The organism is Ruegeria sp. CDSA221, assembly GCF_059611825.1.
Window position 1 is genome coordinate 217,360 of record NZ_JBXWPK010000005.1, and the last position, 22,971, is coordinate 240,330.

Annotated in this window: 21 protein-coding genes; 8 read left to right on the forward strand and 13 right to left on the reverse strand. The window is 57.5% G+C overall.

What is annotated here, in order from left to right:
* Positions 1–153 precede the first annotated feature (153 nt).
* Together AC2FJ5_RS10030 and AC2FJ5_RS10035 are read left to right on the forward strand one after the other, a co-directional pair.
* Entirely contained in the window at positions 154–1,359 is a 1,206-nt protein-coding gene (locus AC2FJ5_RS10030; RefSeq protein WP_281972733.1) for a multidrug effflux MFS transporter, read from the forward strand.
* Between the two features lie 65 nt (positions 1,360–1,424).
* Positions 1,425–2,825 (forward strand): helix-turn-helix domain-containing protein, encoded by a 1,401-nt coding sequence (locus AC2FJ5_RS10035; protein ID WP_142636792.1) that lies wholly within the window; start codon positions 1,425–1,427, stop codon positions 2,823–2,825.
* 59 nt (positions 2,826–2,884) lie between these two features.
* Here the strand turns inward: AC2FJ5_RS10035 and AC2FJ5_RS10040 are convergent, their stop codons facing one another.
* The 6 genes from AC2FJ5_RS10040 to AC2FJ5_RS10065 form a co-directional block, all read right to left on the reverse strand.
* A complete protein-coding gene (locus AC2FJ5_RS10040; RefSeq protein ID WP_142636790.1) occupies positions 2,885–3,124 on the reverse strand; it encodes an HP1242/YdcH family protein in 240 nt (79 codons plus the stop codon).
* 78 nt (positions 3,125–3,202) lie between these two features.
* The gene (gene betA, locus AC2FJ5_RS10045; protein ID WP_496702021.1) at positions 3,203–4,861 is read right to left on the reverse strand and encodes a choline dehydrogenase; all 1,659 of its coding nucleotides are present in this window, start codon (positions 4,859–4,861) and stop codon (positions 3,203–3,205) included.
* 86 nt (positions 4,862–4,947) lie between these two features.
* On the reverse strand, positions 4,948–6,456 hold the full coding sequence (gene betC, locus AC2FJ5_RS10050; protein ID WP_142636786.1) for a choline-sulfatase: 1,509 nt from the start codon (positions 6,454–6,456) through the stop codon (positions 4,948–4,950).
* On the reverse strand, positions 6,453–7,025 hold the full coding sequence (betI, locus tag AC2FJ5_RS10055) for a choline-binding transcriptional repressor BetI (RefSeq protein WP_271949443.1): 573 nt from the start codon (positions 7,023–7,025) through the stop codon (positions 6,453–6,455). Before betI ends, betC begins: the two co-directional genes overlap by 4 nt.
* Positions 7,026–7,112: 87 nt before the next feature.
* Complete coding sequence (locus AC2FJ5_RS10060; RefSeq protein WP_496793260.1) at positions 7,113–8,021, reverse strand: DMT family transporter; 909 nt, start codon at positions 8,019–8,021, stop codon at positions 7,113–7,115.
* A 40-nt stretch (positions 8,022–8,061) separates the two neighbouring features.
* Positions 8,062–8,661 (reverse strand): LysE/ArgO family amino acid transporter, encoded by a 600-nt coding sequence (locus tag AC2FJ5_RS10065; RefSeq protein WP_496793261.1) that lies wholly within the window; start codon positions 8,659–8,661, stop codon positions 8,062–8,064.
* Positions 8,662–8,747: 86 nt separating this feature from the next.
* On the opposite strand from AC2FJ5_RS10065, the gene AC2FJ5_RS10070 reads away from it, so the two are divergent.
* The gene (locus AC2FJ5_RS10070) at positions 8,748–9,632 is read left to right on the forward strand and encodes a LysR family transcriptional regulator ArgP (RefSeq protein ID WP_496793263.1); all 885 of its coding nucleotides are present in this window, start codon (positions 8,748–8,750) and stop codon (positions 9,630–9,632) included.
* Positions 9,633–9,646: 14 nt separating this feature from the next.
* On the opposite strand, the gene AC2FJ5_RS10075 is transcribed toward AC2FJ5_RS10070, so the two are convergent.
* Together AC2FJ5_RS10075 and AC2FJ5_RS10080 are read right to left on the reverse strand one after the other, a co-directional pair.
* Positions 9,647–10,918 (reverse strand): permease, encoded by a 1,272-nt coding sequence (locus tag AC2FJ5_RS10075; protein ID WP_496793264.1) that lies wholly within the window; start codon positions 10,916–10,918, stop codon positions 9,647–9,649.
* A 136-nt stretch (positions 10,919–11,054) separates the two neighbouring features.
* Positions 11,055–11,795 (reverse strand): YebC/PmpR family DNA-binding transcriptional regulator, encoded by a 741-nt coding sequence (locus tag AC2FJ5_RS10080; protein WP_142636775.1) that lies wholly within the window; start codon positions 11,793–11,795, stop codon positions 11,055–11,057.
* Positions 11,796–11,905: 110 nt separating this feature from the next.
* Between AC2FJ5_RS10080 and AC2FJ5_RS10085 the strand changes: the two genes are divergently transcribed.
* From AC2FJ5_RS10085 to AC2FJ5_RS10100, 4 genes are all read left to right on the forward strand, one after another.
* Positions 11,906–13,678, forward strand: a complete 1,773-nt coding sequence (locus AC2FJ5_RS10085; RefSeq protein ID WP_496793265.1) for an SLC13 family permease — start codon at positions 11,906–11,908, stop codon at positions 13,676–13,678.
* A 17-nt stretch (positions 13,679–13,695) separates the two neighbouring features.
* On the forward strand, positions 13,696–14,430 hold the full coding sequence (locus AC2FJ5_RS10090) for a glutamine amidotransferase (RefSeq protein ID WP_496712799.1): 735 nt from the start codon (positions 13,696–13,698) through the stop codon (positions 14,428–14,430).
* Positions 14,431–14,502: 72 nt separating this feature from the next.
* The gene (locus tag AC2FJ5_RS10095; RefSeq protein ID WP_496708746.1) at positions 14,503–15,360 is read left to right on the forward strand and encodes a bile acid:sodium symporter family protein; all 858 of its coding nucleotides are present in this window, start codon (positions 14,503–14,505) and stop codon (positions 15,358–15,360) included.
* A gap of 11 nt (positions 15,361–15,371) precedes the next feature.
* On the forward strand, positions 15,372–17,033 hold the full coding sequence (locus tag AC2FJ5_RS10100; protein ID WP_496793267.1) for an FAD-binding dehydrogenase: 1,662 nt from the start codon (positions 15,372–15,374) through the stop codon (positions 17,031–17,033).
* On the opposite strand, the gene AC2FJ5_RS10105 is transcribed toward AC2FJ5_RS10100, so the two are convergent.
* The 3 genes from AC2FJ5_RS10105 to AC2FJ5_RS10115 form a co-directional block, all read right to left on the reverse strand.
* Complete coding sequence (locus AC2FJ5_RS10105; RefSeq protein WP_496701602.1) at positions 17,034–17,780, reverse strand: YbaY family lipoprotein; 747 nt, start codon at positions 17,778–17,780, stop codon at positions 17,034–17,036.
* A 96-nt stretch (positions 17,781–17,876) separates the two neighbouring features.
* On the reverse strand, positions 17,877–19,655 hold the full coding sequence (locus tag AC2FJ5_RS10110; RefSeq protein WP_496689672.1) for an SLC13 family permease: 1,779 nt from the start codon (positions 19,653–19,655) through the stop codon (positions 17,877–17,879).
* Between the two features lie 90 nt (positions 19,656–19,745).
* Entirely contained in the window at positions 19,746–20,561 is an 816-nt protein-coding gene (locus AC2FJ5_RS10115) for a TIGR00282 family metallophosphoesterase (protein WP_496793268.1), read from the reverse strand.
* Positions 20,562–20,648: 87 nt separating this feature from the next.
* Between AC2FJ5_RS10115 and AC2FJ5_RS10120 the strand changes: the two genes are divergently transcribed.
* Positions 20,649–20,882 (forward strand): putative hemolysin, encoded by a 234-nt coding sequence (locus AC2FJ5_RS10120; protein ID WP_496793270.1) that lies wholly within the window; start codon positions 20,649–20,651, stop codon positions 20,880–20,882.
* An 8-nt stretch (positions 20,883–20,890) separates the two neighbouring features.
* On the opposite strand, the gene AC2FJ5_RS10125 is transcribed toward AC2FJ5_RS10120, so the two are convergent.
* Both AC2FJ5_RS10125 and mgtE read right to left on the reverse strand, forming a co-directional pair.
* Positions 20,891–21,448 (reverse strand): 5-formyltetrahydrofolate cyclo-ligase, encoded by a 558-nt coding sequence (locus tag AC2FJ5_RS10125; RefSeq protein ID WP_142636757.1) that lies wholly within the window; start codon positions 21,446–21,448, stop codon positions 20,891–20,893.
* On the reverse strand, positions 21,445–22,839 hold the full coding sequence (gene mgtE, locus AC2FJ5_RS10130; RefSeq protein ID WP_142636755.1) for a magnesium transporter: 1,395 nt from the start codon (positions 22,837–22,839) through the stop codon (positions 21,445–21,447). The genes AC2FJ5_RS10125 and mgtE overlap by 4 nt, the downstream gene beginning before the upstream one ends.
* Between the last annotated feature and the right edge of the window lie 132 nt (positions 22,840–22,971).

Here is a 22,971-nt window from a genome sequence, read left to right on the forward strand (position 1 = left end):
CACTATACTTAGTTTCGTTCAGACCAAAGCCTCATTCGGCAAATTTGCAAATCTTTGAAAATACAGTTTTGGGTAATTGTAAACATGCAAAGTTTCGCACTGAGACACGGTCACGGATGGCAATCCCAAAAACCGTCACTATACATGTGAACCATGCAGTTTACTTTTTCGCCAGCGCGTCGTTCGCCCCCCACCATTGCCACACTTGTGATGCTATCCGGGCTGTCAGCGCTGAGCTTGAATCTTTTCCTTCCCAGCCTGCCCAATATGGCCGCGTATTTTGACGCAGACTACAAAGTCATGCAGCTGTCGATCGCTCTGTATCTGATGATCAGCGCAGTAATCCAAATTCTGATCGGCCCCATCGCAGATAAGGTTGGCCGCAGGCCAGTTATTCTCTGGGGATTGGTTCTGTTTCTGATTGCAACACTGGGTTGCATCTACTCCCCGAACGCCGAAGTATTTCTGGCCTTCAGGATGTTTCAAGCGGTCGTAGCAGTTGGAATGGTCCTTAGCCGCGCAGCGGTGCGAGACCTTTACGAAGCAGATCAAGCCGCTTCAATGATCGGCTATGTCACCATGGGAATGGCCATTGTTCCAATGATCGGCCCTGCCATCGGCGGCTTTCTGGAAGAGAGCTTTGGCTGGAAGGCAAATTTCTGGCTTCCTTTTGGGCTGGGCCTACTGGCGCTAATGCTGACCTATTCCGACTTCGGAGAAACATCCCGCAAAAGCGGGCTGACCTTGCTGCAGCAGTTTCGTGAATACCCGGAATTGCTAAGATCCCCTCGGTTCTGGGGCTATTCCATGGCCTCAGCCCTGTCGTCGGGCGCTTTCTTCGCCTATCTGGGCGGCGCGCCTTTCGTCGGGACTGAACTGTTCGGCCTAACAGCGTCAGAACTTGGCATTTACTTCGGCGCCCCTGCGGTGGGTTATTTCTTCGGCAACTTCTTCAGCGGCAGGTTCTCTGTCCGCTTTGGCGTGAACCGGATGGTTCTTTGGGGGTGCTGGATGAACGCAACCGGCGTTGCACTGTCGACTATCGTGTTCCTTACGGGCTTCGGCTCGGTTCTCAGCTTCTTTGGGTTCATGACTATTGTTGGTGTGGGCAATGGTATGACCATTCCAAACGCAACTTCAGGCGCACTGTCCGTCCGCCCGCACCTGGCCGCGACAGCATCTGGGCTGAGCGGGGCCATCATGCTGGGCGGCGGAGCTGGCCTGAGCGCGCTCACGGGCGCAATACTAACCCATGAAACAGGCGCGATGCCGCTGCTGTGGCTGATGTTGGCCTCTGCAACATTTGCCATCGTTGCTATTGCCATCGTGATCCGGCGCGAACGGTATTTGGGCCTGTAACACGCCTTGCGCAGGACGGTTTGCAAAGCTAGCGTTCAAGATTAGAAAAGTTGCAAAGGCACGCCATGGCGACCCAAAAGCTCTATGCTGGTGCAAAACTGCGTGAAATGCGCACGCGCCTGACGCTGACACAAAAAGAATTCGCAGCCAAACTGGGGGTTTCGCTTCCCTATCTGAACCAGATGGAGAATAACAACCGCCCGATCTCGACCACGGTTGTTCTGGCTCTGGCGCAGGAATTCGGCATGGACGTGACCGAACTTAGCACTGGCGACAGCGAACGTCTGGTCTCAGACCTGCGCGAGGCGCTGGCGGACCCCGTGTTTGATGACGCCATGCCACCGCTCGCTGATCTGCGCCTAACAGCTTCAAACGCCCCCGCAATGGCCCGAGCGTTTATCGCCCTGCACCGCACGTATCGCCAGACGCATGAAAGGCTGGCCTCGCTGGACGAAGCCCTGGGACGTGAAGACGCACAGATTCAGGCCAGCCCCTGGGAAGAAGTGCGAGACTTTTTCCATTATTGCGACAACTACATAGACGCGGTTGACCGGGCCGCAGAACGATTTTCTGGCCGCGCCCAGGACAAAGGCGGAATTCGCGCCGCCGCAATCGAAAGCTTGGGTGAAAACGGTATTCGCGTTCAGTTCCCGGATATCGAAGAAACCCGGAAATACGATGCGGATAGCAAAACATTGCTGCTGTCATCACGGATTGCACCGCAAACACAAGTGTTTCAGCTGCTCTTGCAGGTATCCCTAATCAATCAGGACAAGCTGCTTGAAGCGACACTGGATTTCGCCAAATTTCACAGTGATGAGGCGCGCGCGATTGCGAAGATCGGCCTGGCGAATTATTTCGCTGGCGCCTCTCTGATGCCTTATGGCGAATTTCTCAGTGCAGCCCAGCTTTACCGCCATGATTTGGAATTGCTCAGCAATCGTTTTGGAGCATCCATCGAACAGGTGGCCCACAGGCTTTCGACACTGCAGCGCCCCGGTGCAAAGGGGATACCATTTTTCTTTGTTCGGGTGGATCAGGCCGGAACGATCACAAAACGCCACTCCGCCACGCGCCTGCAATTTGCGCGCTTTGGCGGTGCGTGCCCGTTGTGGAATGTGCACCGCGCCTTTGAAACTCCGGGTCACTTCCTGCGGCAGCTTGCCGAAACCCCGGACGGGGTCCGCTATATCTCGCTGGCGCGGGATGTTTCGAAATCGGGCGGTTCGTACGGAGCGCCTGTCCGGCGCTATGCGATTGCGCTGGGATGCGAGGTCCGCCACGCCGAAGCGTTGGTTTATGCCGACAATCTGGATATCTCAAACGCCAGTGCCTACGAGCCCATAGGTATCTCGTGCCGGATCTGCGAACGCCAGAACTGCCACCAACGGTCAGTTCCTCCGCTGGAACGTCGCCTGTCCATCGACACTCATACCCGCGGAACCTTACCCTATGAAGTCACCTGAGCTTTACCCGGCCTAAAACCGCGGCCAGCCGAAACGGGGGCAATGCCCCCGCCCAACCCTTAAGCGTTCGACAAAATCGCCCAGATCTCATCCTTCAGTGCGGCGCGTTTCTTGCGCAGCTCGCCTTCGGCAAGGTCCTCCATCGGCTCGACGTTAGTTTCCGCGCGGTGCACGATACGATTGACCTCATGATACTCTTCAGCCAGACGAGAAAAATGCGCATCGGACTGTTTAAGCTGACTGATCAATTCGACCTTGTCGGGAAACTCTTCGGCCAATTCGTGCGGGGTGTGGGACATTCCTGTTCGCTCCTTAGAAAATGCGTTGCGATTCAGGTCTATATTGGTCCCACTCCCCCCGCTTTGACGCGGATCAAATCAGCGCTGCGCCGAGGCCCATTGCGGATGAATCCAAGGCTGATCATTGGCTTTGGGCAACGGATCTTTGCCCAGCAGATGATCCGAGACTTTCTCGCCCACCATGATCGACGGCGCATTAAGGTTGCCGTTGGTGATTTGCGGAAAGATCGAACTGTCCGCCACACGCAGCCGATCCACGCCGATCACCCGGCCTTCGGAGTCGACAACCGCGTTCTGGTCATCCGCCCGTCCCATCCTGCAGGTGCCGCAGGGATGATAGGCACTTTCGGCATGCTCAGCGATAAAGGCGTTCAACTCTTCATCTGTTTGTACCGCAGCACCGGGCTGAATCTCTTTCCCGGCAAAGGGTCTGAACGCCTCTTGCCCGAAAATCTCTCGCGTCAGGCGGATACAGGTGCGGAACTCCTCCCAATCTTTTTCCTGGCTCATGTAATTAAACCGGATGACAGGTGCGTCCTCGGGTCGAGCTGAGCGCAATGTCACAGCACCCCGTGATTCCGATCGCATCGGACCCACATGTGCTTGGAACCCGTGCCCTTCGGCCGCAGCCTGCCCGTCATAGCGCACCGCCATCGGCAGGAAGTGGTACTGGATGTCGGGGTATTCGACACCCGGCCTTGATCGGATGAAGGCCGCGCTTTCGAACTGGTTCGAGGCACCAAGGCCGGTCTTGGTGAACAGCCATTGCGCCCCGATCAGGCCTTTGCTGACCAGGTTCCAGTGTTTGTAGAGCGTGATCGGCTGAAGCGAGGCTTGCTGGATATACAGCTCCAAATGGTCCTGTAGATTTGCGCCAACCCCCGGACGGTCTGCAACAACTCCGATCCCCTGCTCAGCCAAATGCGCAGCCGGGCCGATTCCAGACAGCATCAAAAGTTTCGGCGAATTGATGGACGAGGCTGCGATGACCACTTCGCGGCGGGCGCGGATGACCTCTGTCTTGCCGCCACGGATCAGTTCAACACCAACAGCGCTTCCGTTTTCCAGAACAATCCGGGTCGCAAGACCGCGCACGATATCGCAGTTCTCGCGCTTGAGCGCAGGCCGCAGATAAGCATTTGCCGCCGACCAGCGCCGCCCTTTCCAGACGGTCTGCTCCATCGGGCCGAAGCCTTCTTGCTTTTCACCGTTATAGTCGCCCGTGATTTCATACCCGGCTTGCTGGCCCGCATCGACAAAGGCCTGGAACAGCGGGTTCGCACGCGGGCCCCGCGACACATGCAGCGGCCCGTCAGTGCCCCGCCACGCGGAATCACCACCATGACCGCCGTCATGCCAGGTCTCCATCCGTTTGTAATACGGCAGCACATCCGCATAAGACCAGCCATCCGCGCCCATCTCGGCCCAGGTATCGAAGTCCCGGGCGTGGCCGCGCACATAAACCATTCCGTTGATCGAAGAGGATCCGCCGATCACCTTCCCTCGCGGGCAGGCCAGGCGGCGGTTGTTCAGATGCGGCTCAGGCTCGGATTGATAGCCCCAGTCATAGCGCGACATGTTCATCGGATAGCTTAGCGCGGCGGGCATCTGGATAAACGGGCCCATGTCGGTACCGCCATGCTCGATCACCAGAACCGAGGCACCGGCCTCACTCAAACGATATGCCATCGCGCAGCCTGCGGAACCTGCGCCGACGATGACGAAATCTGCTTCCATTTTCGGGTCTCCATTCTCAACCGGAGCCAAGATTTTTCATCGAAAAATCTCTGCCTGACCGGAGAGGGTCTTGTTAATTCGGGTTGTTACTCTCCGCGTGGAAAGCGTTGGCTTTCCTCGACGATATTCAGATCCATGTGGTTACGCATGTACCGCTCAGATGCTTTCTGCAGGGGCTGGTAGTCCCAAGGATAATACCCGCCCTGGCGCAACGCCTCGTACACGACCCAGCGACGCGCCTGGCTGGCGCGAACTTCGGCGTCGAACCGATCCAGATCCCAACGGGCATCGGACTTGGCACGCAAGGTCTGCAACGTTCCTGCGTGCTCTGGCCTGTCTGCGAGGTTCTCCAACTCGGAAGGGTCCGCCTCGAGGTCGAACAGTTGATCAGGGTCTAGCGCACATCGGTTGTATTTCCATTTGCCATAACGCAAGGACACCAGTGGCGCATAGGAGGCCTCGGCTGCATATTCCATCGCGACCGGCGCACTGCGCTCGTGCCCCATGGCCAGCGGCACAAGGTTTTCGCCATCTGTCCACGGCGCGATCTCTGCCATATCGACACCGGCAAGAGCACCCAAGGTCGGCGTCACATCTATGGTCGAAACCGGAGCGTCGATCCGGCCCGCTGGCAGATCGGGCGCACAAATCATCAGCGGGACGCGGGATGACCCTTCGTAGAAGGTCATCTTGAACCACAATCCGCGTTCACCAAGCATATCGCCATGATCCGAAACGAACAGGATGATCGCCTCTTGCCGCGTGGTCTCTAACACCTCGAGGATTTCTCCGACCTTGTCGTCCAGATAAGAGATATTGGCGAAATAGGCGCGGCGTGATTTGCGGGTATCTTCTTGAGTGATGTCAAAGCTGCGCCAGTCATTGGCGTCAAAAATCCGTTTCGAATGCGGGTCCTGATTATCATAACCAAGGTCGGCAATTTCGGGCAGAAGGTGCTCGCAATCTTCGTACAGGTCCCAGTATTTGCGACGTGCAACATAGGGATCATGCGGGTGTGTAAAGCTTACAGTCAGGCACCATGGACGGTCGTCCTTGCCACGGGCCAGATCGTATAGCTTGGACTTGGCGTTATAGGCCACCTCGTCATCATATTCCATTTGGTTGGAAATCTCGGCTACACCTGCGCCCGTGACCGAACCCATATTGTGATACCACCAGTCAATCCGCTCGCCTGGTTTACGGTAGTCCGGGGTCCAGCCGAAATCGGCGGGGTAGATGTCGGTAGTTAGGCGATCTTCAAACCCGTGCAACTGATCGGGCCCGACGAAATGCATCTTGCCCGACAGACAGGTATAGTACCCTGCACGGCGCAGATGGTGGGCATATGTCGGAATATCACTGCCAAACTCGGCGGCATTGTCATAGACACCAGTGCGCGACGGCAACTGACCGGACATAAAACTGGCCCGACCCGGCGCACACAGGGGCGACGCCGTATAGGCATTCGCAAATCGCGTGGATCGTTCGGCCAGCTTTTTCAGGTTTGGCGCATGCAGCCAGTCGACAGGACCGTCAGGAAAAAGGGTCCCGTTCAACTGATCCACCATCAGGATCAGAATATTAGGTTTTGTCATTTCTCGGCCTCGAGCAAGGTGCTGAGCACGCGCATCGCGTGGTTTACAGCCAGTTGCGGTTCTTCCGGGGCGCTCAGCGCGGCGTGGATATAAAGTCCGTCTATCAAGGCGATCATGTTCCCGGCCGCCTCAACCGGATCGGCCAAATGCGGGCGCAGCGCATAAACCAGGTTAGACCGGATACGGGCCTGATAAATCTGCCACAATCGCAGGGCGTCGTCATTAGTCTGCGCAAGAACGTAGAACGTCATCCACGCTGCCGTCACATCCGGCGTGAAACAGGATGGGGCAAAGCATGCCCGGATGATCGCCTGCGCGCGTCCACTTGGCGTGGCTGCTTTCAGTTCGGACCGGACCTCTGCCCCGAAATCCGACAGGATGCGGCGCATCGCTGCCAGAAAAATCTGATCTTTACCGCCGAAATAGTGATGTGCCAGCGCGCTGGACATGCCAGCCCGCTTAGCGATCTGGCTGACGGTTACATCGAGGGATTTTTTCGACCCGAGCTCAGCAATCGTTGCCTTTACGATCGCATCACGGCGGATTGGCTCCATTCCGAGTTTCGGCATCCGTACCCCTCAACTGCTTTTGATAGAAAAACGCTAGGAGATTTTTATTGACTCGTCAATTAATAACGTTTTTTCGGCAGAAATCGGCTAGAGTTTAGGTGCAATACTGGGGGTCGTCAGGCTGCTGCGGTTCAACACGGCCTCGCGCCAGGCAATAAAACTGACTGCCAACAGAATCAGCGTGCCGCCGGCGACCACCCACAAATCTACGCTTTCGTGGAAAACCAACGCCCCAACCAGCGTGGCCCAGATCAGCTGTAAGAATGTGACGGGCTGCGTCACTGCTACGGGGGCGGCCTGCAGGGCCAAGGTCATCAGATAGTGTCCAAGTGTGGCAAAACAGGCAACCAGAAACAGCACACCCAAATCATGGAGACTTGGAGGGGACCACACGGCAATGGCGAAAGGTATCAGCGCCATCGTCACCCATATGGACATATGTGCAACCACGACCGAGGGCGGCATATCTCGCACCAGCATCTTGGCCAGCAGGTAGGATGCACCAAGCGTCAACGAAGTCCCCAACATGGTCACGTGACCAACCGAGATATCCCGAAACCCAGGTCGGAGAATAATTGCGACACCGATCAATGCGACACCAATGGCGGCAATCCGGCGGAAGGCTAGTTTCTCGCCTAGAAACAGGACAGCACCCAATGTGACATAGACTGGCGTCATGTAGTTCATGGCCGTGACTTCGGCCAACGGAATTCGGGTCATGGAAAAAAACCACAGCATCACGGCAATGGCGTGAACCACCCCGCGGATGCCGAACAGTGTCAGATGCCTACGTGTCAGAGGTGTCGTAACGATCAGCCTTAACGCTGGCAGTAGGAACACCAACCCAAAGACAAAGCGCAGAAATGCGGCCTGTATCGGGTCCATGGAGGTGCCCAGAGATTTGACGAGCGCAGTCATGACAACAAAGGACAGACCGGCGGAAAACATCCAGAACATTCCCGCCAATGGCCGATAGGTGTTAGGTTGAGTTGTCATGTTAACGGTTCAACACCGAAACACAGGTGGGAACAAGACCTCAGATCGCCACCAGCTTGACCGCAATCGCCAGCATGACAAAACCGATAACAACATCCAGCACCTGCCATGCCCTTGGGCGGGCAAAGACCGGCGACAGAATCCTTGCCCCGTAGCCCAACGAGAAGAAGAAGACAAAGCTGGACAGCATCGCTCCAATAGCAAAGGCCAACCGGTCATCATATTGTGCAGATATCGACCCGATCAGAACCACCGTGTCCAGATAGACATGCGGATTCAACCAGGTGAATGCCAGCACGGTCAGCAGGACAGACCTCAGACTTGAACGTGTCCCTTCACTGACATCCATGGAAGACCCGCCGCGCCAGGCCGATAGCAGGCTGCGCAACCCGTACCAGGTCAGAAACACAGCCCCGCCATAGCGCATGACCGGCTCGAACCAAGGAGCAGTCTGAGCAAGCGTTCCGAACCCGGCAACCCCTGCCGCAATCAGAATGGCATCCGATACGGCGCAGGTCAGGCATAGGGCAAAAACATGTTCGCGGCGCAGCGCTTGACGCAGGACAAAGGCGTTCTGCGCACCAATGGCCAAAATCAGACTAAAGCCCAGAGCGAATCCGGAAATCAGAGATGCGGACATGAAACCTCCTGTGTTCGATTTGATTGACTAGAGCCAGTCAGTCGACTTATCAAATTAAAGAAGTTACACCTGGTTAAGCTCTGCTAATGTTGCTGGATCCCAATCACCTTGCCGCACTTTCGGCCATTCTACGCCACGGAAGCTTTGACGCCGCCGCCACAGAGCTGTCGGTGACGCCTTCGGCGATATCGCAGCGGATCAAGTCATTAGAGGATCGGATAGGCGCCGCTCTGATCACTCGTGGTGCGCCCTGCACAGCGACACCCGCCGGCCTGCGCATTGCCAGATACGCCGAGGATATCGGGCTGCTTGAGGCACAGCTGGCCCGTGAACTTGCGTTGGAGGGAACCTCTGGCCCGACCCAGGTGCGCATTGCAATTCCTGCAGACAGTTTGGCCACATGGTTCATCGCTGCGATGGCCCAAACAGATGAGTTGCTGTTCGATCTGGTAATTGATGACCAGGACCATTCGGCCGATTGGTTGCGCCGCGGTGAGGTCAGCGCGGCTGTTACCACCGGAGGGCAACCGGTCTCTGGCTGCGATGCCCATCCACTTGGGGATTTCAGGTATATTCCAACGGCCAGCCCAGGTTTTATGCATAAATGGTTCCGGGACGGTGTAACCAAAAGCAGCCTTGCCATGGCACCGTGCCTGACCTTCAATCAAAAGGACGGTCTTCAGAAAGCCTGGTTTGCGAGAGAGTTTGGGCACCACATTTCCCCGCCATCGCATTTTCTGCCATCCTCACACGGGTTTGTGGATGCAACGATTGCCGGTCTTGGGTGGGGAATGAACCCGACAGGGTTAGTCCAGCAGGCTCTGGCAGATGGTCGGCTCTGCCCTCTGATACCAGACGCACCCCTTGATGTGCCGCTGACCTGGCAGGTCGGGCGTGTCTTATCCTCGGCCCTTTCGCCGCTGACCGCCGCTGTAAAGCGCGCGGCTGTCGACGCGCTTATTCAACGATAGACAGGATTGGCCGATCAGGATGGCTCGGGCGCTTTAGGAATTGGCGTGACCACCCGGTAACAGGCAAAAGCTGCGATCAGGCTCACCAAGACAACGATCAAAACCGCCGCCGAGACCTCGTGCATATGTGCCAGACCAGCCAGCGCCGCCGACACGATGACCGCAACAATCCGCGAGATGCTTTTCACCGCAGCCGCGCCTTTGACCCGCTGATCAAACGGGGCGACATCCAGAAAATACAGCTTTCGAGCACTGCTGATACCCGTGACCGCCACGGTCACCACAAACAGGGCAATCGCATGGGTGTGCACCTTATGATCGATATGGAGGTAATGGACCGCCAGCAGCCCTGCTCCGGTCAAGGCCACCATCAGAGTTCCGGATACCATGACCGCCCGGTGGGATTTCAGGTTAACAAACTGCCACAAAGGCGCAGAGACCAGATATCCAGAGGCCGACGAAATGATCATTGCGGTAAGACCTTTGGCCGAACTGTGATGTGCCTCGGCCGCCATCAGGGCAAAGAACGGAACCGATAGACTGACAACCACAATCGGAAGGCGCATGACCATATAGCGCCGGAACCAGGTCTGGTTGAACATCGCCAGAATATCGGTGAAATATTCGGACCAATGTCTTTTGCTTTCGTCCTCAGGCGCTGTGGAAATTTTCTGATGCGGAACTTCGGACATCGCCAGGATTGATAGGCCAGACAACAGAAAAAACACCACTGCAACTCCGATCACAACCGAATGGCGCGCAAACGGAGGGTTGCCCAGCGTGATTTGATGGACCAACAGAACAAGACCGATTGCGCCCAATCCGCCGGCGCCTAACTGCAGATATCGCATGATCATCCGTGACCTGGACTGAACGTGCGCGCCCAGCAGGTCAGTAAGCAGCAATGTCTGGATCTCACCCACAAGACCGATCAAAAAAAATGCGGTGATAAAGGCTGTGGCCGTGAACACGAGACTGCCCGTCGCGGCCGCCGCCAGAGCCATGACAAGGCAGGCCCCGATCAATACTTCGGTCATCGCGATGCTGCGTTTCTTCTGTTCGCGCAGCGCAATGACCTGGGCCAGAAACACGTCGGCGATCATGCTGCCGACCATGCGGATTGAAACCAGCGCGCCGGCGATGAACATCGGAAGTTCCAGCGAAACGGCAAGAAACGGCAAGACAATGGACGGGCTGCCAAGGGTCCAGGCGACCTGCGACAGAATACTCTGCCCGGTCAAAACAGGCACATTGCGTTTGGCCAAATCAAATTGAGGTTCGGTCATCTGCTCTTTGACTCGCTGCTTCAGCTATTCGACCCAGCCTATGGGTTCGAACCTGATCGGCCAATAGCCCTATCCTCCAACCAACAAGAAACCCGGCCTGACGGCCGGGTTTCCAAATCTCAAGATGCGGGGCAGATCAAAGCTGCGCCATCACCTCATCCGAGGCTTCGAAATTGGTTGTGACACGCTGAACGTCATCATCATCTTCCAGCGCATCGACCAGCTTCATCAGCTTTTGCATATCCTCAAGCCCCAGCTCGGTCGTGGTGCTTGGCTTCCAAACCAGTTTGGTGGATTCCGTTTCACCCAGCGCGGCCTCGAGCGCGTTCGAGACGTCGTTCAGATCGGTGTCGGCGCACCAGATGATATGACCTTCGTCCGAGCTTTCAACATCTTCCGCGCCTGCCTCGATGGCCGCTTCGAACACGGTGTCGGCATCACCAACCGTATCCGGATAGACCACTTCACCCTTGCGTTCGAACATAAATCCGACGGAACCGGTCTCGCCAAGATTGCCGCCATTCTTGGAAAAGGTCGAGCGCACGGTCGATGCGGTCCGGTTCCGGTTGTCGGTCATCGTCTCGACGATGACGGCCACGCCGTTGGGGCCATAGCCTTCATACCGGATTTCTTCGTATTCGTCGCCATCGCCCGCCTGCGATTTCTTGATCGCCCGGTCGATCACGTCTTTGGGGACCGAGTTTGACTTGGCCTCTTTCACCGCCAGACGCAGACGCGGGTTCTTGTCGGGATCGGGGTCGCCCATCTTAGCGGCAACAGTGATCTCTTTTGACAGCTTGGAAAACAGTTTGGACCGCGCGGCGTCCTGACGTCCCTTGCGGTGCTGGATATTGGCCCATTTGGAGTGGCCTGCCATGGTGCGTCCTCGTGATAGTGATTGCGTATTTGGCGCCCATATAGACGTTTGCGGGCCATGGGATCAAGAGACCGGCTTGCGACGGCTTCTTCTACGAGTATGTTGGCGGTATGACGACAGATCAGATCATACTTTTCGCTCTCTTTGCCACTGTATTCGGAATGCTGCTTTGGGGGCGGTTTCGCTATGATCTTGTTGCGTTTTCCGCGCTTCTGATCGGAGTGGTGTTGGGGGTAGTACCCGTCCATGACGCTTTTGCCGGTTTTGGTCACTCGGCAACCATCATCGTCGCGCTGGTTCTGGTCGTTTCGGCCGGACTGGTCCGGTCCGGTGCGGTATTCCTGATCACGCGATCCTTGGTTGACGCGTCACGCGGCCTTGGGGCCCATATCGCCTTGATGGGCGGTATCGGGGCTGTTCTGTCCGCCTTCATGAACAACGTCGCTGCCTTGGCCCTGTTGATGCCGGTCGACATTCAGACCGCACGAAAAGCCGGACGAGCCGTCGGCCTGACCCTAATGCCGCTCAGCTTTGCAACAATACTGGGTGGGATGGCGACCCTGATTGGCACGCCACCGAACATCATCATCGCCTCAATCCGCGCAGAAACTCTGGGCGAGCCCTTTCGTATGTTCGATTTCGCCCCTGTGGGTGGCATTGCTGCGATTGCCGGGCTTGCTTTTGTCTCGTTGGTGGGCTGGCGATTGATTCCGAACCGGGGACCGCAAACCGAAACCTCTGAGGCGCTGGCCGAATATATCGCAGAACTGACCGTCCCACCGGAATCGCCGTTGATCGGCAAACGGGTCAGCGAGCTTTATGAAGATGCCGAAAAATCCGACGTCGCCATCATCGGCCTGATCCGCGACGGCAAGCGCCGCTATGGCCGGTCAGCCCATGCAACACTGAATCAGGGTGACGCGCTGGTGCTTGAGGCCCGCCCTGAGGCGCTGGATGAATTCCGCGCGGCGCTGAAGCTGGATTTTTCGGACACACGTCGACAGGAGCTTCTGACCGCTGAAGGCGACGGGCTGGAAGTCGTCGAGGTTGTCGTGACCGAAAACGCCCGCATCACCGGGCGTACGGCGCAGGGGTTGGGATTGGCATGGCGGCAAAGCACTGTTCTGATGGGGATCTCGCGCCAAGGCCGCAGCATCACCGAACAGGTCCGCAAAACCGAGGTCGAAGCAGGTGACATCTTGTTGTTGCTGTGCCCGCGTGATCGCAGCGCCGATGTGACCGAATGGCTGGGATGCCTACCGCTGGCCCAACGCGGTCTGAACGTCACCGCCAATGAAAAGGCCTGGCTTGCGATTGGCCTGTTTGCCACCGCGGTACTGGCAGCCAGTGTTGGGCTGATCTACCTGCCGGTCGCATTGGGGCTGGTTGTGGTTGCCTATGTGCTGACCAAGATCATGCCAATCGCGGATCTCTATACTCACATCGAATGGCCGGTGGTCGTCTTGCTGGGCTCGATGATCCCGCTGGGCAGCGCGCTGGAAACCTCGGGCGGCACCGAACTGATCGCCAATGCGCTGATCCAGTTAACTGACGGCCTGCCTGCATGGGCTATTCTGACCGTTCTGATGGTGGTCACCATGACCCTGTCGGACGTGTTGAACAACACCGCCACGGCGATTGTGGCGGCCCCGGTCGGCATTCAGATGGCCCGCACGCTTGAGGTTTCCCCCGACCCGTTTCTGATGACGGTCGCCGTTGCAGCCTCGGCTGCGTTCCTGACGCCTATCGGGCATAAAAACAACACGCTGGTTCTGGGACCGGGTGGCTATCGGTTCGGAGACTACTGGCGCATGGGCCTGCCGCTGGAAATCCTGATCATTGCGGTTTCGATACCCGCCATCCTTGTGTTCTGGCCGCTGTGACGGGTAAGAGCCGTTTCATGAAACAATTTCTGATCCTGCAGTTACGCCCGGAAACCGATGCGTCCGATGCCGAATATGCCTCGATTCTGGACAAAACCGGCTTGAGCCCCGAACAGACCCACCGCATCCGGCTGGACTGCGAAGACCTGCCCGACGGTCTGGACGTGACCGACTATGCCGGGGTGATCGTCGGCGGTGGCCCCGGCTGTGTCAGCGATGATCCGGCGACAAAATCGCCGACGGATGCCCGCACCGAAGCCGCCATCATGGGTCTGATGTCACAGATCACCGGGCGCGATCATCCGTTCATGGGGTGCTGCTATGGGTTGGGTATTCTTACCGCGCATTTGGGTGGCGATGTCAGCAAGGACCAGTTCGGAGAGCCCGTCGGCCCCTCAACCTGCCACGTGACAGAGGACGGTGCCACCGATCCACTGATCTCGGGGCTAGGTCAGAGTTTTGATGCTTTTGTGGGCCATAAAGAGGCTGTGCAATCCCTGCCAGATGGGTGCGTGCATCTGCTTGCCTCGGACCCTTGCCCGTTCCAGATGATCCGCTGGGGCCAGAATGTCTATGCCACACAGTTCCACCCCGAGGCTGATGCCCGCGACTTTGAAGAGCGCATCACTATTTACAAACACCACGGCTATTTCCCGCCCGAAGATGCGCAGCGTCTGATCGACATTTGCCACGCCGCCAATGTCACTCTGCCCGGTGAAATCCTGCGCAGGTTCGCCCAACGCTACGGCTGACCCTACGGCGCGGTTGCCTGCGGCTTTGACCCTCGCTTACGCTGGTCCGAACGGCTTTGGGAGGAGTTGTAGTTGGATCTGCTTATTAATGTCGGCCTGCCACTATCGTTGGCCATAATCATGCTGTCCTTGGGTGTCGGGCTTGAGATCGCCGATTTCCGCCGGGTTGTCAGCAGACGATACCCTTTTGCGATAGGGGCGTTCTGCCAGGTGATCTTGCTTCCCATTGCGGCATTTACGACGGTCAAACTCTTTGCACTGCCACCGGAAATAGCAGTCGGTGTTATGCTCCTCAGCTTTTGCCCCGGCGGTGTTACCAGCAATATCCTGACTAAACTGGCCAAGGGTGATGTCGCTCTTTCCGTCAGCCTGACAGCCATCATCAGCTTGTTGTCGATGGTGACGGTACCCGTATTGGCCGCATGGTCGATCAATCACTTCATGGGCGAGGACGCACCCGAGGTTTCGATCGCCGGGCTGGCCATAGCGATGTTCCTGATCACCACCCTGCCCGTCGCCATCGGCGTCAGTATACGGCATTTCGCAAAAGGATTCGCAGAACGTGTCGATGCCCCATTGTCCAAACTGGCTTCGATTCTTTTCGTCCTGATCGTTCTCGCCGCGCTGGCCGGGAACTGGGAAATGTTCGTCGAAAATTTGGGGCTGATGGGGTCGGCGTTGATCACCCTGAACATTGCGCTGCTGCTGATCGGGCTGGGACTGGCCCGCGCCGTGAACCTGTCATGGAACGAGAGCAAGACGATCTCGATCGAAACTGGCATCCAAAACTCGACTCTTGGCATCACATTGGCAGCGCTGATTACCAGCACGGAAAACGGGCTAAGCCCTCTTGCTCTGCCATCGGCCGTCTATGGTATCTTGATGTATGTCGTCGCCCTGCCATTTATCGCCTGGCTGCGCCGCAGCTGAGAGGAAAAAACATGACCAATAACACCGCAGATGCCATTGTCGTTGGGGCTGGGCTGGCCGGGCTTGCGGCCGCGGCCGAGCTAGGCGACCGCGGAAAAAAGGTGATCATACTGGATCAGGAACCCGGTCATTTCCTCGGCGGTCAGGCGTTCTGGAGCCTCGGTGGATTGTTCATGGTCGACACGCCGGAACAGCGCAGGATGGGCATCAGGGACAGCCAAGAACTGGCCTTGCGTGACTGGCAGGGCAGCGCGCAATTTGACCGCGAAGAAGACGCTTGGCCCCGCAAATGGGCCGAGGCCTATGTCGAATTCGCCGCCGGTGAAATGCGGCCCTGGCTGCACGATATGGGGCTGCGATGGTTTCCTGTGGTTGGATGGGCCGAACGTGGAGGTTCTTATGCCGATGGGCATGGCAATTCGGTACCTCGGTTCCACATCACATGGGGCACCGGCCCTGGTGTTCTGGAACATTTCATCCGTCGCGTGCGCGAACATGTCAGCACAGGCCTGATCGAGCTGAAGTTCCGCCACCAAGTCAGCCATATCATTATGCAAAACGGCTGTGCCAAAGGCGTCTCGGGAGAGGTCTTGGCTGAGGACGCAGCCGCGCATGGCGCCAAGACCAACCGAGAAGAGGTTGGGGAATTCGAGGTCTATGCTCCTTCGGTCATCGTCAGTTCGGGCGGTATTGGTGGCAATTTCGAAATGGTGCGCAAGAACTGGCCGCGCGACCGCCTGGGCGAACCACCCAAAGACATGATCGCGGGCGTGCCGTTCCACGTTGACGGCCGCATGATCCCCATCAGCGAAAAGGCCGGTGGACATGTGATCAACGGCGACCGGATGTGGCATTACACCGAGGGCGTCAAAAACTGGAACCCGATCTGGCCATCGCACGGAATTCGTATCCTGCCCGGCCCAAGCTCTATGTGGTTTGACGCGCGCGGCAATCGTCTGTTGCCCCCTTGTTTGCCGGGGTTCGACACGTTGGGCACGCTGAAAGAGATCCTGAAGACCGGTTATGAATACAGCTGGTTTGTACTGACGCAGAAAGTCATCAAAAAGGAATTTGCGCTCTCCGGGTCGGAACAGAACCCGGATTTCACCTCGGGCAGCTGGAAAGAGGTTATCCGTCAGCGCATTTTGTCAGGATCTCAAGCCACCGCGCCGGTCGAGGCCTTCAAACAACACGGGGAAGATTTCATCGTTGCCAACACTCTGACCGAACTGGTCAGCGGCATGAACCAACTGGGTGGCGATCTGATCAATGAGGCGCATTTGCGCGCCCAGATCGAAGCGCGGGACTCACAGGTCGACAACCCGTTTACCAAGGACGCGCAGATGGCGGCTATTCTGGCGGCCCGCAACTATCGGGGTGACAGGTTGATCCGCACCGCCAAACCACACAAGTTCCTTGATCCTGCCAATGGGCCGCTAATCGCGGTCAAACTTCACATGCTGACGCGCAAAACGCTGGGCGGTTTGCAGACCAACCTCGACAGTCAGATGATCGGTGCAAACGGTCAGGTCGTTCCCGGGCTGTTCGCCGCAGGAGAGGTCGCCGGTTTCGGCGGCGGCGGCTATCACGGATACAACGCGCTGGAAGGCACATTTCTGGGCGGCTGCATCTTTTCCGGGCGCAACGCAGGACGGTCGCGCGCTGTGGCCTGATTACTGCGTGCGTATGAATTTCAGAACCGGGTCGCCTGCGCTGTCCAGCAGCGCAAGGCTATCGCCCGCCACCGCATAGGACACCACGTTTTGCAGGGCGGCAAAGAACTGATCCTCGACCTGCTCCATCTCGGGCGGGCAGGCCATCAAAGTGGCCGCAATATTGTCTGGAAACGTCAGCGAAGTGCCCGATATCTCGGCCTGCCCGGTGAACCGGTTGCAACCGCCTGAGCCGCTAAAGGCACCGCCTTGCGCAAACTCAAGCTGCGGGGCGCGTTCGCTGTTCAGCACGGCCCCATCCACACCAATCGCCGTCCAGCTTGTGTTTTCCAGCCCCGCCGACGTGGGGCCGCCAGTCTTGACCAACAAAAGGTCGGCTGTATCCGGCGCACCATTGGTCAGGACCGGATACACCGTGTCGGTCGTAAACAGCAGTTGTGACCCACGATATATTGCCCCCCGCACCGCATAGGTCATCCCGTCACGGATCAGAGCATCATCATAGGTCAGTTCAAACTCGGCAGGCACCCCGCTCAGCACGTAGCGCTGCGCAGCCAGCGTTACCGCTGGAGCATCCGCAAGCGATATATCCTGCAGCTCGATATAAAGCGTCGCGTCTTCAGGTACGGCAATCCGTTCGCGATAGGAGGCGGTACCGGTCACCGAACCAGCCGATACATCGCTGCCAATCAGCGCCACCATAATCGCACCCATTACGATCAACTGACCAAATTTTGGAAAAGGCATAATCCCGTCCTTTCGTCCAAGTTCTAGAGGAAAAGATTGTGTCTGGATCAGCCTTTACAAGACCGTCAGCGCAAAACCGGCGGGTTCGCGCCGGTGTCACAACGGCCAGATGATCGGAATAAGCAACGAAGCAAGCAGCCCAACCGTCAGGTTCAAGGGGATGCCAACCTTCATGAAATCGACAAACCGATATCCCCCCGGACCATAGACCATCATGTTGGTCTGATATCCGATTGGTGTCGCAAAGGATGCAGATGCCGCCAACATCACCGCAACTACCAGCGGCCTTGGGTCTACGCCGACGGCCTGTGCCAACCCAATTGCGATCGGCGTGACCACTACCGCAACGGCGTTGTTGGAGACGAGTTCGGTAAGCACCGAGGTCAAAACATAGATGGCCCAAACGATCAGGAACGGCGGCAGCGCACTTAGCCCAGGTGCGATTGCATCGACGATCAGGGAAACCGCCCCGGACTTATCAAGCGCGGCCCCAATGGCCAGCATCGAGAATATCAGCGCCAGAAGCCGCCCTTCGATAAAGGAAAACGCCTCATCCGCGTCTATGCAGCGAGTGACCAGAACCAGAGCGACCGCAAGAATGGAGAGCAGCAGAATTGGCGCCACACCTAAAGCGGCCAATACAACGATCCCGATCAATGCGCCAATCGCCACCGGAGCGTGATTGCGGCGGAACGCCCGCGCCGAGGGCTGTGTCACGTCGACCATATCCATATCAGCGGCAAGCTTCTGGATATCGGCGGGTGATCCCTCCAACAGCAGAGTATCCCCGACTCGCACCACGAGGTCGTCTAGTTGACGACCGATATTCTGGTTCCGCCGATGTACCGCCAGTACGTAGACACCATAGCGGCGGCGCAGGCGCATCACGCCCAGCGTTCGCCCAACCATACGGCACCCCGGTGTGATCAGCACTTCGACCGTTTTGGTCTCGACCGCGGAGACCTGATCGACGCGCTTGAGTTCTTTGTTGCTTTGCAGGCTCAGCAACTCGGTCATCTCGGTTCGCAGAACCACGCGGTCCCCAACCTCAAGCGTCACCCCTTTGAGGTTGCGCCGCAAAGACTCGTCCCCGCGGACCACGTCAATCAGGCGTACGCCGGGACGCTTGAACAGTTGCACCCCTGTCACCTCGCGCCCGATCAGGTTGCTGTCGGGCGGAATGACGGCCTCGGTGAAGAACTTCATCTTAGAGCGATCACTGAGAAGCGAGGCCATGCTATCGCGTTCAGGCAGCAGGCGCGGCGCAACAAAGCGCAGATAGATCATGCCGTAGATCACCACTGCGATGCCCAAGGGCGTGACTTCGAAAATCGTGAATGCAGCCAGACCCTGAGATCGCGCGACACCATCCACAAGCAGGTTGGTCGAGGTGCCGATCAGTGTCAGCGTCCCCCCCATGATGGCAGCATAGCTGAGCGGGATCAGCAGTTTCGAGGCCGGCACGTTCAACGTGCGGGCAATCTGTACAAAAACCGGGATCATCACGACGACCACGGGTGTGTTTGACACCACCGCCGAGGCCAAGACCACAAACCCCATCAGCATGGCAATCGCGATACGCGGGTTAACCTGCGCCTGTTTCTGCGCAGTTGCGGTAAAGGAATCCAATGCCCCGGTTCTGACCAGAGCCCCCATGACGATGAACATCGCCGCAATCGTCCATGGCGCAGGATTGGACAGAACTGCCAACGCGCTTTGATAGGGCAGGATACCGGTCACCAGCATCAGGGCAACGCCCGCGATGGCGACAACCTCGGTCGGGTAAGCCTCGCGCAGGAACATGACAAACATGCCTGCGACAACCAATAGCGCCACGATCGCGCTGCCCGTTTCTGTCAGTTGAAGAAATTGCATTCGTGGTATTCAGTCCGAACCCTGGCCCAGCTTGCGCGCCCGTCGGGCAGTTTCCCGTATTGCGGGCAGCAGGGCAAGCCCAACGTCGCGCTATTGCGGCCCGGCTTGTTGCAAGCGACCCCCAACGCGCACCATTTGCACGGATTTTGCCTGACCATTGCGATCATCGGTTTCCACGAACACACCGCTTAGCGTTGCTTCGCCATTTGCAGGCGTAAACCGCGCCTTGGGCATGCCGGTGATGAACCGGCGCATCGGTTCCAGCTTTTCCATACCAATGACAGAATCGTAATCCCCGCACATCCCGGCATCGGTCAGATAGGCTGTTCCCCCCGGAAGGATCTGAGCATCTGCGGTCGGCACATGCGTATGTGTTCCCACCACGAGGCTGGCGCGCTTGTCGCAATAATGCCCCATCGCCATCTTCTCGGATGTGGCTTCGCAATGCATGTCAACGATGATCGCCTGGGCCTGACCGCCGCGCGGGTGCGACTTCAGAATTGGCTCGATCGCCGAAAACGGATCATCGAAGGGCCGCTTCATAAAGACCTGCCCCAGCACCTGTACGACCAAAACCTTGCGTCCGCCAAGGGCGGTATAGAGACGATGCCCGCGTCCCGGAGCACCCTTGGCAAAGTTAACAGGGCGCACAATGCGCGGTTCGCTCTCGATGAATTGCAACATGTCCTTCTGGTCGAAAGCGTGGTCGCCCAGCGTCAGGCAATCCGCCCCTGCATCTAACAGCAGCTTGGCATGATCCCCAGTCAAACCCATTCCGTTCGAGGCGTTCTCACCATTGATCACCACGAAATCCAGCCGCCATTCGTCGCGCAGACGTGGCAGATGTTGCTGAACAGCCGCGCGTCCAGCGCGGCCCATAACGTCACCCAGAAAAAGTATCCTCATAGAAACCGTCTAAGTGTGGCAATTCGCAAGTACAAGCCGTTAAGCTGACCCAATGAACGGCAAAACTCTTTATTTAGGAGATTCTTTATGTTTCGGATCGGTCTGATCTTTGGTGTCTGTGCCACGCTTGCTGCCTGCTCGGAAGAGCAAGCGGTCAACTCAAACCCACAGCTGCCAAACCCCTCGGCCATCTATTGCATCGACAGCGGTGGGCGGTATGAAATTCGGGACGGAGAGAATGGCCAGACCGGCGTGTGCATATTGCCTGATGGCACCGAAAAAAATGCCTGGGAATATTTTCGCGCTAAAAACCAGGGCTGATACCTTCGTTAAAAGGTCAACACTCGGCTTTCAGTTACTACCATATCAAGCGGCTGATCCGTCGATTCCAGCGGCAGCCCGTCTGCTTCTTGCGCATCGAAGGCAAAACCGATGGCCAGAGTCGGGCGTTTCGCGCGCAGCCCTTCCAATGTCCGGTCATAGAACCCGCCCCCATAACCCAGACGCCCTCCATTTGCATCGAATGCCACCAGCGGAACGATCAGAATTTCGGGATCGAAATAGTCATCGACCTCGGGCACTTTGGCGCCAAACGGGCCATCCTTCAGCCTGCCTTCGGGCGTCCAACGAGAGAATTTCAGCGGCTGCCCGGCAGCCTGAATAACCGGTACGCCCACCGGGCCATAAGCGGACGCCTCGGCCATGGCGGGCAGCGGGTCACTCTCGGTCCGGATGGGCATATAACCCGACAGGGGTACTCCGCGGTGCCCGGCCAGAATTTCAGACAGTCGCCCGGCGGCACCGGGCGGATTTGCATCAAACGCAGATTTGCGCCGGGCAAAGGCCGCCTTGCGCGCGGCAGCTTTGATTTCGGTCAGATCGGTCACAATAGCACCACGCTGGCAAGCCCAAGAAAGATAAAGAATCCCATGACATCCGTCGTTGTCGTCACAAAGGTTCCTGACGCCAGCGCCGGGTCAATACCCATCCGGTCTAGCACGACCGGTACTACCGTACCTGCAAAGCCTGCGATCACCATGTTCACGACCAGAGCGGAGCCAATCACGACACCCAGCAACGGCGAGCCGAACCAATACATTCCCACCACGCCCAGAACGGTGGCAAAACACAGCCCGTTCAACATGCCCACCAGCAGTTCCCGTCGGATCACCCGCATCACGTTCGCACCTGTCAGGTCGCGCGTTGCCAGGGCTCGCACTGCGACGGTCAGCGATTGTGTCCCCGCATTGCCCCCCATCGAGGCCACAATCGGCATCAGAATGGCCAACGCCACCAACTGATCAATCGCCGCTTCGAACTGGGAAATCACCAGCGAGGCGCAGATCGAAGTACACAGGTTGACCGCCAACCACGGCAGGCGTCGCCTGCTGGTCGCGGCCACACTGTCGGACAGCGAGCTTTCGTTGCTGACACCGGCTAGGCGCAACATATCCTCTTCGTATTCCTCATCCAGCACCACCATCGCGTCATCAATGGTGATCACACCAACAAGCCGTCCGTCACCATCCACCACTGGGGCCGAGATCAGGTGGTACTGATTGAACGCATAGGCCACGTCCTCTTCATCCTGATCGACGGGAATGGTATAGAACTCTTCTTCGGCAATTTCGTGCAGAGGCACCTCGCGCCGGGTGGCCATGAGTTTGCCCAGTGTTACCTGTGCTGTTGGCTTCAGCCGCGGATCAACAAGAACCAAATGGTAGAATTGTTCTGGCAGTCCGTCATTGGCACGCATAAAGTCAATGGCCTGCCCAACTGTCCAATGCTCGGGCGCCATGACGACTTCGCGTTGCATAAGCCGTCCGGCCGAGTTTTCCGGGTAGGATAACGCCTGTTCGGCCGCGATCCGTTCGGAATCCTCCAGCGCACCCAGGATGGCTTCTTGCTGCGGCTCTTCAAGGTCTTCCAGCAGATCGACGACATCGTCGCTTTCCATGTCGCGTACGGCATCCGCCAGAACATCGGGACGCAGGACTTCAATAACTTCTTCCCTGACACCTTCGTCCAGTTCAGACAGAATATCGCCGTCGAACTCTTTGTCATACAGACGGATCAACCGGGCGCGGTCATAGGGGTTGATCTGTTCCAGAAGGTCGGCGATGTCGGCAGCGTGCAGCGGGTCCATCAATTCGACCAGCTTGTCGCGGTCATCGACATCAACTGCATACAGAATGGATGCTACCGTTCGACGATCCAGCGCATAGGCGTCATCATCAGAAGTCGGTTCACTTACGGGTTCGTTAATACCTGTTGTCATATCTGCCCCCGCTCTGTTCGCCCATTGGCCCCTAAATAGAAGAAGCAGCTACCGGAAAACAATGACAATGCGCCGATTTACCGACAACTTTCCTGCCCCTATGCTGTTTCGCAGTCCCAGACAGGCGGAGAT

Bases quoted from the DNA above. Each gene is read 5' to 3' on its own strand.
- AC2FJ5_RS10030 (WP_281972733.1), top strand. From the start codon at position 154: ATGCAGTTTACTTTTTCGCCAGCGCGTCGTTCGCCCCCCACCATTGCC.
- AC2FJ5_RS10035 (WP_142636792.1), top strand. From the start codon at position 1,425: ATGGCGACCCAAAAGCTCTATGCTGGTGCAAAACTGCGTGAAATGCGC.
- AC2FJ5_RS10040 (WP_142636790.1), bottom strand. From the start codon at position 3,124: ATGTCCCACACCCCGCACGAATTGGCCGAAGAGTTTCCCGACAAGGTC.
- betA (WP_496702021.1), bottom strand. From the start codon at position 4,861: ATGGAAGCAGATTTCGTCATCGTCGGCGCAGGTTCCGCAGGCTGCGCG.
- betC (WP_142636786.1), bottom strand. From the start codon at position 6,456: ATGACAAAACCTAATATTCTGATCCTGATGGTGGATCAGTTGAACGGG.
- betI (WP_271949443.1), bottom strand. From the start codon at position 7,025: ATGCCGAAACTCGGAATGGAGCCAATCCGCCGTGATGCGATCGTAAAG.
- AC2FJ5_RS10060 (WP_496793260.1), bottom strand. From the start codon at position 8,021: ATGACAACTCAACCTAACACCTATCGGCCATTGGCGGGAATGTTCTGG.
- AC2FJ5_RS10065 (WP_496793261.1), bottom strand. From the start codon at position 8,661: ATGTCCGCATCTCTGATTTCCGGATTCGCTCTGGGCTTTAGTCTGATT.
- AC2FJ5_RS10070 (WP_496793263.1), top strand. From the start codon at position 8,748: ATGTTGCTGGATCCCAATCACCTTGCCGCACTTTCGGCCATTCTACGC.
- AC2FJ5_RS10075 (WP_496793264.1), bottom strand. From the start codon at position 10,918: ATGACCGAACCTCAATTTGATTTGGCCAAACGCAATGTGCCTGTTTTG.
- AC2FJ5_RS10080 (WP_142636775.1), bottom strand. From the start codon at position 11,795: ATGGCAGGCCACTCCAAATGGGCCAATATCCAGCACCGCAAGGGACGT.
- AC2FJ5_RS10085 (WP_496793265.1), top strand. From the start codon at position 11,906: ATGACGACAGATCAGATCATACTTTTCGCTCTCTTTGCCACTGTATTC.
- AC2FJ5_RS10090 (WP_496712799.1), top strand. From the start codon at position 13,696: ATGAAACAATTTCTGATCCTGCAGTTACGCCCGGAAACCGATGCGTCC.
- AC2FJ5_RS10100 (WP_496793267.1), top strand. From the start codon at position 15,372: ATGACCAATAACACCGCAGATGCCATTGTCGTTGGGGCTGGGCTGGCC.
- AC2FJ5_RS10105 (WP_496701602.1), bottom strand. From the start codon at position 17,780: ATGCCTTTTCCAAAATTTGGTCAGTTGATCGTAATGGGTGCGATTATG.
- AC2FJ5_RS10110 (WP_496689672.1), bottom strand. From the start codon at position 19,655: ATGCAATTTCTTCAACTGACAGAAACGGGCAGCGCGATCGTGGCGCTA.
- AC2FJ5_RS10115 (WP_496793268.1), bottom strand. From the start codon at position 20,561: ATGAGGATACTTTTTCTGGGTGACGTTATGGGCCGCGCTGGACGCGCG.
- AC2FJ5_RS10120 (WP_496793270.1), top strand. From the start codon at position 20,649: ATGTTTCGGATCGGTCTGATCTTTGGTGTCTGTGCCACGCTTGCTGCC.
- mgtE (WP_142636755.1), bottom strand. From the start codon at position 22,839: ATGACAACAGGTATTAACGAACCCGTAAGTGAACCGACTTCTGATGAT.